At 72.7% G+C, this 9,315-nt stretch carries 8 protein-coding genes; 2 read left to right on the forward strand and 6 right to left on the reverse strand.

From position 1 onward, the window contains the following. Positions 1–125 precede the first annotated feature (125 nt). Positions 126–758, reverse strand: coding sequence for a DUF6230 family protein (locus IE217_RS33995; RefSeq protein WP_190181820.1), 633 nt, complete (start codon positions 756–758; stop codon positions 126–128). 649 nt (positions 759–1,407) lie between these two features. After that, positions 1,408–2,385, reverse strand: a complete 978-nt coding sequence (locus IE217_RS34000; protein ID WP_190181821.1) for a tetratricopeptide repeat protein — start codon at positions 2,383–2,385, stop codon at positions 1,408–1,410. Positions 2,386–2,596: 211 nt separating this feature from the next. Here IE217_RS34000 and IE217_RS34005 point away from each other — a divergent pair, with 211 nt between their 5' ends. Beyond that, positions 2,597–3,217 carry a TetR/AcrR family transcriptional regulator gene (locus IE217_RS34005; RefSeq protein ID WP_190181822.1) on the forward strand — a complete coding sequence of 207 codons (621 nt, stop codon included), beginning with the start codon at positions 2,597–2,599 and terminating at the stop codon, positions 3,215–3,217. A gap of 618 nt (positions 3,218–3,835) precedes the next feature. Here IE217_RS34005 and icmA read toward each other — a convergent pair. The 4 genes from icmA to IE217_RS34025 form a co-directional block, all read right to left on the reverse strand. Next, positions 3,836–5,536 carry a coenzyme B12-dependent isobutyryl-CoA mutase large subunit gene (gene icmA, locus IE217_RS34010; RefSeq protein WP_190181823.1) on the reverse strand — a complete coding sequence of 567 codons (1,701 nt, stop codon included), beginning with the start codon at positions 5,534–5,536 and terminating at the stop codon, positions 3,836–3,838. A 73-nt stretch (positions 5,537–5,609) separates the two neighbouring features. After that, the gene (locus IE217_RS34015; RefSeq protein WP_190181824.1) at positions 5,610–5,948 is read right to left on the reverse strand and encodes a DUF3817 domain-containing protein; all 339 of its coding nucleotides are present in this window, start codon (positions 5,946–5,948) and stop codon (positions 5,610–5,612) included. 88 nt (positions 5,949–6,036) lie between these two features. Then, positions 6,037–6,546 carry a MarR family winged helix-turn-helix transcriptional regulator gene (locus tag IE217_RS34020; protein WP_189705460.1) on the reverse strand — a complete coding sequence of 170 codons (510 nt, stop codon included), beginning with the start codon at positions 6,544–6,546 and terminating at the stop codon, positions 6,037–6,039. Positions 6,547–6,557: 11 nt separating this feature from the next. After that, positions 6,558–7,883, reverse strand: coding sequence for an MFS transporter (locus tag IE217_RS34025; protein WP_190181825.1), 1,326 nt, complete (start codon positions 7,881–7,883; stop codon positions 6,558–6,560). An 81-nt stretch (positions 7,884–7,964) separates the two neighbouring features. On the opposite strand from IE217_RS34025, the gene IE217_RS34030 reads away from it, so the two are divergent. Further along, positions 7,965–8,948 (forward strand): ArsR/SmtB family transcription factor, encoded by a 984-nt coding sequence (locus tag IE217_RS34030; RefSeq protein ID WP_190181826.1) that lies wholly within the window; start codon positions 7,965–7,967, stop codon positions 8,946–8,948. The last annotated feature ends 367 nt before the right edge of the window (positions 8,949–9,315 follow it).

Consider the following 9,315-nt stretch of genomic DNA (forward strand, 5'->3'; position numbering starts at 1 on the left):
AGCTCCCTGGTACGGCTTTGCTGTGGTGAGAGTGGTGCTTCGGTGGTGTGGGGGGTCTGTGAAGACACCGCCGAGCGGGGCACGGGCGGGGGCGCCAGAAGGCTCCCCCGCCCGTCACCGAATGCTCAGTAGCACTCGTGCGTACCCGTCGACAGCGACATCTTCAGGCCGCTGAGCTTGAAGGTTCCGGCGGTGGTCGCCCACGCCGTCTGCTTCACGTCGGTCAGCGTGGCCGAGTCGGCCTGCTGGGCGAACCCGTAGGGGTTGGCCTGCTCGCCGCCGCCCTTCATGCCCGGACCCTTGGCGGCGTCCTTGGCGGCAACACCGATGTCGATGTTGTTGAAGGTGGCGTCGGCGTTGAGGTCGGCGACGTCGATGTAGAGGTTGTCGGCCTCCACCGGCTTGTCGCCGCCGGCCTTCAGCGTCAGGCTGACCGAACCGAAGAACGGCACGTTCGGCGTGACGACCGACTGGCACATGTTGTTGATCGTGGCCTTCTTGAAGGCCGAGACCGCGACCGGGTGCGCCGTCTTCTGGCCGTCAAGGGTGTACCCCGAGTCGATCGCGCCGTACTGCGCGAAGCCCTGGCCGACCAGCTTGTCGGCGGTCACCTTGAAGGACTGACCCGACACGCTGAACGAAGCGGCGAGAGCACCCTGCGCCAGGGCCACGCCTATCGCTGCCGTCGCGGCGACGCTGGGCACCATGACCACAGCGAACCGCTTCCATCTGGTCCCGCCACGCACCTGGGACTCCATATTTCCTCCTTCTCGGACGTACATCTCCTGGTCTCGGCTCGCCCCCGTGACGGCGGCTGGAACCGGGCAGGGATGGGAGAAGTGCTACGTCCTCGGGAAGGAGAGCGCCCGCGCTCGGCGGCGCGAAACGCGCCCGAATCACCGGCGATCACCCCCGAGCGACAACCACTGGTCGCGCCTGACACGCATCACGCACAACCTTGCTGGACAGGCTTCGCCGGGACGGCGAAGACCCCCCTGCCCAAGGGACGGCGCCACTGCCGCCGTCCCTGCTCGGTGGGGACCCAGACACCCCGTGGCCCGACCGGCTGTCGAGCTACGGGAATGGACCGAGCGTCGCCGATCGTGGTGCATTCTCGCCGCCCGCACAAGGGGGTTCGTTACTCACTAGTAACGGCCGGATAACCATGGGACGACTCGCCGGTCTCGAACGGCGACGCTGGGTGGCAGAAAAGGGGAGGACAAAACTGTTGATCACTGGACGGAACCGGGCAGACCAACGGCCTCGACTTACTGGCAGTAACAGCGGCCGCGATTACCAAGATTTGGTAAAGCGCGGCCGCTCTGACGCCTCGTCGGCCAATCTTTCACTCGGGCATCACAGGCCCTGACGTTTAGCGACTGGTCAGCGGACCCGTCGCCGTCCGGCTCAGAACAGCGCCCGCGCCAGGGCCCTGCGCGCCGCCGCCACCCGGGGGTCCTCCGCGCCGACGACCTCGAACAGCTCCAGCAGCCTCAGCCGCACCGCGTCCCGGTCCTCCCCCGCGGTGCGCCGCACCGCGTCGATGAGCCGCCCGAAGGCGTCCTCCACGTGCCCGCCCACCAGGTCCAGGTCGGCGGCCGCGATCTGCGCCTGCGCGTCGGCCGGCTTCTCGGCCGCCTCCTGCCGCACCCTCTGCGGGTCGAGGCCGCGCACCCGCTGGAGCAACTCGGCCTGGGCGAGGCCCAGTTTGGCCTCGGGGTGGCCCGGGTCGTCGGCCAGCACGTTCTTGTACGCCTGGACCGCGCCGGCGAAGTCGCCGGCGTCCAGCGCCTCGGCCGCCGCGTTCAGCAGCGACTCGTAGGGGCCCACCGGGGCCTGGGCGGGCGCCTGGGAGGCGCCGCCCGGCTCGGCGTCCGGGTCGACGGTCAGGCCGGTCAGGCCGAAGCGCTCCTCGGCGACCTGCACCAGCTGGTCCAGCGTCTGCCGGATCTGCGCCTCGCCGGCCGCGCCCTGGAACAGCGGCAGGGCCTGGCCCGCGACCACGGCGAAGACCGCCGGGATGCCCTGGACCCCGAACTGCTGCATCAGCAGCTGGTTGGCGTCAACGTGGATCTTGGCGAGGAGGAAGCGTCCGTCGTACTCGACGGCGAGCCGCTCCAGGACCGGGCTCAGTTGCTTGCAGGGCTGACACCATTCGGCCCAGAAATCGATGACGACGGGGACTTCGGCGGACCGCTGCAGGACATCCCGCTCGAATCCTGCCTCGTCCACGTCGATGACGAGATCGGCCGGGGAGACGGCGCCCGTCCCGCCCCGCCGGGCGGCCTCGGCGCGCGCCTGCTCCGCCTTGGCCTTGGCCTCCTGGGCCGCCTTCACCGCGGCGAGGTCGACGACTCCGCTCATGGACATGTTCCGTGGCTGCATGCGTCTATCCTCCCCCGTCCGCGCGCATGAAGGAAAAAAGCGAGGTGTTCGGCGCCGGGTCCCCACCCCACGCCTGGTGGTTGTCGCCCGTGCGGGTCGGGCACGAGCTTTCGCTACGTGTCGTAGCGTAATGCCATGGAGGGCGGCTCCGGCACCACTCGCCGGTGATCTCCCTCACGACCGCACAGAACCCGCCGGTTATGGTCGAGACATGCAGAGCCGCACCCCCGCCAGCCGTACCGGCCGCCCGCGCAGTGCGGCCGCGGACGCGGCGATCCTCGCGGCGACGCGCCAGGCGCTGGTGGAACTGGGCTGGTCCAGGCTCACGCTGGGGGACGTGGCGACGCGCGCCGGGGTCGCCAAGACGACGCTGTACCGCCGCTGGGCGGGCAAGCACGAGCTGGTGGTGGACGCGGTCGCCGAACTGTTCGACGAGCTTCAGCTGCCCGACCGGGGCAGCCTGGCCGCCGACATCGAGGGCGTGGTCCTGCAGTTCGCGGCGATCCTGGCCCGGCCGGAGGCCAAGAGCGGGCTGATGGCGGTGGTCGCCGAGTCCACCCGCGACGAGGCGCTGCGCGAGCGTATCCGCGCCTCGATCGTGGACCGCCAGAAACGGCTGGTTCTCGAGGGCCGCGCCCGCGCCGAGGCCCGCGGCGAGCTCCCCCCGCCGGCCGGCCCCGAGGAGGCGGCCCGCACGGTCGACCTGATCTTCGACGTGGTCGCCGGCGCGGTGGTCCACCGCACCCTGGTGAGCGCCGAACCGGCGGACGAGGCCTGGGTCCGCGGCTTCACCCGCGTCCTGCTCGGCGGCCTCGGCGCCGCGTCGACGTAGCACCGGGGCGTAGCGCCGCGGCGGCACGGTGCGGGTGGCACGGTGCGGGTGGCACGCCGTGAGCCGTGAGCCGCACGCCGTGGGTGGCACGCCCTGGGCCGTGCGCCACGGGCGGCACGCCGTGAAGCCACACGCCCTGGGCCACACGCCGTGAGCCGCACGCCGTGGGCAAGACGCCGTGGGCGGCCGGGCGGGTGCCGTTGAGTAGCGCCCCGCCCGATGTCCGTGGAGCACAAGCCCGCCGGCGTGTGCCGCGGGCGGCACGCCGTGAGCCGCACGCCCTGAGCGGCACGCCGTGAGCCGCACGCCCTGAGCGGCACGCCGTGAGCCGCACGCCCTGAGCGGCACGCCGTGGGCCACACGCCGTGGGCGGCCGGGCGGGGTGCCATTGGGGAGCGCCCCGCCCGATGTCCGTGGAGCACAAGCCCGCCGGCGTGTGCCGCGGGCGGCACGCCCTGGGCAACAGGCCGTGAGCCGCACCCCCTGAGCAGCACGCCGCGGGCCGCACGCCCTGGGCAACGCCCCCTGCCGCACGCCGCGGGCCGCACGCCGTGGGCCGCACGCCGTGGGCGGCCGGGCGGGGGGCCGTTGAGGGGCGCCCCGCCCGGTGTGTGTGGGTCAGAAGCCCGCCGGCTCGGTGTACACGCCCCACTCGTCGCGCAGGACGCCGCAGATCTCGCCCAGGGTGGCCTCGGCGCGTACCGCCTCGAGCATGGGCTCGATCATGTTGGAGCCGTCGCGGGCGGACGCCAGCATGGCGTCCAGCGCGGCGCGCACCGCCGCTTCGTCCCGGGCCGCCTTGCGGGCGCCGAGCACGCGCACCTGCTCGCGCTCCACCTCGTGGCTCACCCGCAGGATCTCCAGGTCGCCGGTGACCGACCCGGTGTGGACGTTGACGCCGACGACCTTCTTGTCGCCCTTCTCCAGCGCCTGCTGGTAGCGGAACGCCGACTCGGCGATCTCGCCCGTGAACCAGCCGTCCTCGATGCCCCGCAGGATCCCGGAGGTGACCGGGCCGATGGGGTGCCGTCCGTCCGGGTGGGCGCGCAGCCCCCGCTCCTTGATCTGCTCGAAGATCTTCTCCGCGTCCGCCTCGATCCGGTCCGTCAGCTGCTCGACGTACCACGAACCGCCCAGCGGGTCGGCCACGCCCGCCACCCCGGTCTCCTCCATCAGCACCTGCTGCGTGCGCAGGGCGATCTCGGCCGCCTGCTCGGAGGGGAGCGCCAGGGTCTCGTCCAGGGCGTTGGTGTGCAGCGAGTTGGTGCCGCCGAGCACCGCGGCCAGGGCCTCCACCGCGGTGCGCACCACGTTGTTGTAGGGCTGCTGCGCGGTCAGCGAGACGCCGGCGGTCTGCGTGTGGAAGCGCAGCCACTGCGCCTTGTCGGACTTCGCGCCGTAGACGTCCCGCATCCAGCGGGCCCAGATGCGGCGCGCCGCGCGGAACTTGGCGATCTCCTCGAAGAAGTCGACGTGCGCGTCGAAGAAGAACGACAGGCCGGGCGCGAAGACGTCCACGTCCAGCCCGCGGCTCAGGCCCAGCTCGACGTAGCCGAAGCCGTCCGCGAGCGTGTACGCGAGCTCCTGCGCGGCCGTGGCCCCGGCCTCGCGGATGTGGTAGCCGGAGACCGACAGCGGCTTGTAGGCGGGGATGCTGGCCGCGCAGTGCTCCATCAGGTCGCCTATCAGGCGCAGGTGCGGCTCGGGCTGGAAGAGCCACTCCTTCTGCGCGATGTACTCCTTGAAGATGTCCGTCTGGAGCGTGCCGTTGAGGACGGCGGGGTCCACGCCCTGCCGCTCGGCGGCCACCAGGTACATGCAGAAGACGGGCACGGCCGGCCCGCTGATCGTCATCGACGTGGTGACGTCGCCGAGCGGGATGTCCTTGAACAGGACCTCCATGTCCGCCGCCGAGTCGATCGCCACCCCGCAGTGCCCGACCTCGCCCAGCGAGCGCGGGTCGTCGGAGTCACGGCCCATGAGCGTCGGCATGTCGAAGGCGACGGAGAGTCCGCCGCCGCCGTTGCCGAGGATCATCTTGTAGCGCTCGTTGGTCTGCTCGGCGTTGCCGAACCCGGCGAACTGCCGGATCGTCCACGTGCGCCCGCGGTAGCCGGTCGGGTACAGGCCGCGGGTGAAGGGGTACTCACCGGGCCAGCCGATCCGCTCGAATCCCTCGTACGTGTCACCGGGCCGGGGCCCGTACACCGGCTCCACGGGGTCGCCGGAGAGCGTGGTGAAGTCTGCGTCGCGCTTGCGTGCGGCGTCGTACCGGGCCTGCCAGCGTCGGCGGCCCTCCTCGATGGCGTCAGCGTCCATGCTTCGAAGTTACTAGGACGTCCTAGTAAATGTCGACGCCTGACCGCCGTACGCGTGCGTACGGCGGAAGTCGTTACGCCTCGGCGACCGCGGGCGCGGTGCCCGCGATACGGCCCTCGAGCTCGCGGCTGACCCTGCGCTCCACGAAGAAGGCGGCGGTCGGGACGGTGCCGGCCAGCAGCACCCACAGCTGCTTGGCGACCGGCCACTTCGCCTTGGAGCCCAGGTCGAAGGCGAAGACCAGGTAGATCACGTACAGCCAGCCGTGCGCGATGCCGATCACGGTGGTGAACTTGGCCGCCCCGTCGATCTGGAGGCCGTACTTGGCGATCACGCCGAGGGTCAGCAGGACCAGCAGCACACCGGTGACGTAGGCCATGACGCGGTAGCGGGTCAGCACGCTCTTCTTCATGGAGTCGAGCGTAACCGCCCGTTCCGGGAGATCTTGTCCAGGGTCGGTCCACGCTCCGGGGCGCGTTGCCCGCCGCCCGCGGCGGTGCTCAGTCCTCGTCGAAGTCGTGTGCGGCGATACGCAGAGGGCGCAGCATCGCGAAGATCTCCGCGCACTCCTCCGCGTCGTACGCCCCGAGGCCGAAGTCCATCGCCATCAGGTCGCGGGTCGCCGCGTCGACGGCCTCGCGGCCCTTGTCGGTGATGACGGCGAGCGTGCCGCGCCCGTCGTTGGGGTTGGGGCGCCTGGCCACCAGACCCGACTTCACCAGGCGGTCCACGGTGTTGGTCACCGACGTGGGATGCACCATGAGCCGCTCGCCGATCTTGGACATCGGCAGCTCGCCCGCCTTGGAGAAGGTGAGCAGCACCAGCGCCTCGTAGCGCGCGAACGTCAGCCCGTACGGCTTGACCACCGCGTCCACCTCGGCGAGCAGGATCTGGTGGGCGCGCATGATGGAGGTGATCGCCGCCATGGACGGCACGTTTCCCCAGCGCTGTTTCCAGAGCTCGTCGGCACGGGCGATGGGGTCGAAGGGAAGACTGAGGGGCTTCGGCACGGCATCAGACCCTACCGGTCGGTCATATCGTGGTCAGCCCTGTCTCGCCTTTCGGTCCGCCGGGCACCCAGGGCGAGCAGCGCGCAGCACACCGTGCCTAGGACCCCGGCCCCGGCGACGGTGGTCCGCACGCCCGCGAACTGCGCCGCCACGCCCGCCAGTGCCATGCCCACGCCCTGGATCGTCATGAGCCCGGCGGTGAGCAGCGTCATCGCCCTCCCCCGCAGCTCCTCGGGCACCGCCCGCACGAACCACTGGTCCAGGCCCAGGGTGTACGCCGAGCCCGCGCCGGAGACCAGCAGCAGGAGCAGGGACACGGCCAGGCCCGGGCGCAGGGCGTAGCCGGCGTACGGCAGCAGGGCCGCGCACACCAGCGGCAGGGTGATCCGCTCCCGGGTGGCCGGGCGCAGCCGCGAGCCCGCGTACAGCTCGCCCGCGATCGTGCCCGCCGGCAGCGCGCACATCAGCAGGCCGAGGCCGGTGGAGCCTACGCCGAGGTCGTCGGCGTAGGGGGCCGCCAGGGCCTCCGGCACGACCGCGAACATCGGGGGGACCCAGAAGAGCAGGAGCAGGGCGCGCACGCGCGGGTGGGACAGGACCCGGCCCGCCCCGCGCAGGGAGTCGCCCACCAGGGCGCCCGGTCCGGTGGACGCCGCGTCGGTGCGGGCCGGGCGGTGCCGGGTGCCCACGCGGAGCAGGACCGCCGAGGCCAGGAAGGTGCCCACGGTGATCAGCAGCGCGTGGCGGGGGCTGACCACCGTCAGGAGGAGGCCGCCGAGGCCGTAGCCGACCAGGAGCGCGCTCTGGGAGACGATCCGCAGCAGGGAGCGGCCGAGCACGAACAGGTCGCCGTCGCCGAGGACGTCCGCCAGCGTGGCCGTGCGGGTGCCCTGGAAGACGGGTGAGACCACGGCCAGGGCGCAGCGCAGGAGCAGCAGGACGCCTATGCCGGCGCCCGGCGCGACCATCAGGGCCACGCAGGCCGCGCACACCAGGTCGCAGGTGACCAGGACGCGGCGGGCCGGGAAGCGGTCGGCCACTCCCGCGAGGAGGGTGCCGCCGACCACGTACGGGAGGAAGCCCAGCGCGAAGGTGAGTGCGCTGAGGAGGGGGGAGCCGGTGAGGTCGTACACGAGGACCGAGAGGGCGATCTCGCTGACGATCACGCCGAGGAGGGAGAGGGCGTGGGCCGCGAAGACGGCTCGGAACTCGGGGACGGCGAAGGTCTGGGCGTAGCCCGGGGGGCGGGCGGGGGGTTCGTTCGTGGTGGGCCGGGGTGCTGCTGCTTCGCGTGCTGCTGCTTCGTGTGCTGCTGCTTCGTGTGCTGCTTCCTGCATGGGGGCAGCGTGGTGGGGGGTGCGCGTCCGTGCGTAGTGTTTCGGCTCTCGCCGAATGTCCGGGGGAGAAGGGGGCGCGGTATGCCGTTCCGGTTGCGGTTCGGGGGCGATGATCTGATGCGGTGCCGGTTCGCCGTGTCGCCGCTGTGGGAGACGCAGGAGGCCGTGCGGACGCTGGGGCGGCCGGACCGGCACGGGTATCACCCGCACTGGCTGCGGCGCATCCAGGGGGCCGCGCGTGAGCTGGACCTGGAGACGCTGTGGCTGCTCATGCCCCGGCGGGGGTACAACCCCGATTTCCTCGGGCCGCCGCCGATCGGGCCGGCGGCCACGTTCGAGGAGGAGATCGCCGCCGTGCGGGCCGCCGATCCCCGGATGGCGGAGGTCGAGATCGCCCGGGCGCTCACCCAGACGCCGGGGGCCGCCGAGTCCGCGCGTGGGCGGGCGCTGCTCCTGGATCCGGTGCGGGCGGTCTCGGAGCTGGCCGGGCTCATGGAGGCGGCCTGGCGGGCGCTGGTGGAGCCCGATTGGCCCCGGCTGCGGGCGCTGCTCGAGGCGGACATCGCCTTTCATTCGCGGCGGCTGGCCGAGGTGGGGCTGGGGGCGCTGCTGCCCGAGCTGGACCGGCGGCTGTCGTGGGACGGGCGGACGCTGACCCTCGACATCGCGGGTGAGCACGGGCGGGAGCTGGGGGGTCAGGGGCTGGTGCTGATGCCGAGCGTCTTCTCCTGGCCGGACGTGGTCAGCGGGTTCGATCCGCCGTGGCAGCCGACCGTCGTGTATCCGGCGCGTGGGCTGGCCGGGTTGTGGGCGGAGCCCGGGGCGGGGGGCGGGGAGGCTCTCGTACGGCTGCTGGGGCGGGGGCGGGCGGCCGTGCTGGCCGCGCTGGACGAACCGGCGTCCACGTCGGCGCTCGCGCATCGGCTGGGGATGGCGGCGTCGTCCGTGTCCGCGCATCTGACTGTGCTGCGGGGGGCGGGGTTGCTCGCCTCGCGGCGGTACGGGCATCAGGTGCTGTATGAGCGGACGCCGTTGGGGATGGCGCTCGTTGCCTCCGGCGGGTGAGAGGCGGGCGCCGGGGGCGGGCGCCGGGTGAGTCGTGGGGCGGGGGTACGTCGGGGGGCGGGGGTACGTCGGGGGGCGGGGGTACGTCGGGGGGCGCCGGAGGGCGGGTGCGGGGCGTGCGCCGGGGGTGCGTCGTGGGTCGGGGGCGTGGGGGCGCGTCCAGCCCGCCGCATGTGGGACGTACACCTGTGGGCTGCGTGGTGCACGCCGGCAGAGACCGCTGTACGCGGCGGGCCGTGACGCGCCCCCACTCCCCACTCCCGCCGGAGGGCGGCTGCGGGCCGGGCGCCCCACTGTCCCGCTTCCGCCGGAGGGCGGCTGCGGGCCGGGCGCCCCACTGTCCCGCTTCCACCGGAGGGCGGCTGCG

Origin of the sequence: Streptomyces naganishii JCM 4654 (assembly GCF_014650575.1) — a bacterium.
Classification (GTDB): Bacteria; Actinomycetota; Actinomycetes; order Streptomycetales; family Streptomycetaceae; genus Streptomyces; species Streptomyces naganishii.

Bases quoted from the DNA above. Each gene is read 5' to 3' on its own strand.
- IE217_RS33995 (WP_190181820.1), bottom strand. From the start codon at position 758: ATGGAGTCCCAGGTGCGTGGCGGGACCAGATGGAAGCGGTTCGCTGTG.
- IE217_RS34000 (WP_190181821.1), bottom strand. From the start codon at position 2,385: ATGCAGCCACGGAACATGTCCATGAGCGGAGTCGTCGACCTCGCCGCG.
- IE217_RS34005 (WP_190181822.1), top strand. From the start codon at position 2,597: ATGCAGAGCCGCACCCCCGCCAGCCGTACCGGCCGCCCGCGCAGTGCG.
- icmA (WP_190181823.1), bottom strand. From the start codon at position 5,536: ATGGACGCTGACGCCATCGAGGAGGGCCGCCGACGCTGGCAGGCCCGG.
- IE217_RS34015 (WP_190181824.1), bottom strand. From the start codon at position 5,948: ATGAAGAAGAGCGTGCTGACCCGCTACCGCGTCATGGCCTACGTCACC.
- IE217_RS34025 (WP_190181825.1), bottom strand. From the start codon at position 7,883: ATGCAGGAAGCAGCACACGAAGCAGCAGCACACGAAGCAGCAGCACGC.
- IE217_RS34030 (WP_190181826.1), top strand. From the start codon at position 7,965: ATGCCGTTCCGGTTGCGGTTCGGGGGCGATGATCTGATGCGGTGCCGG.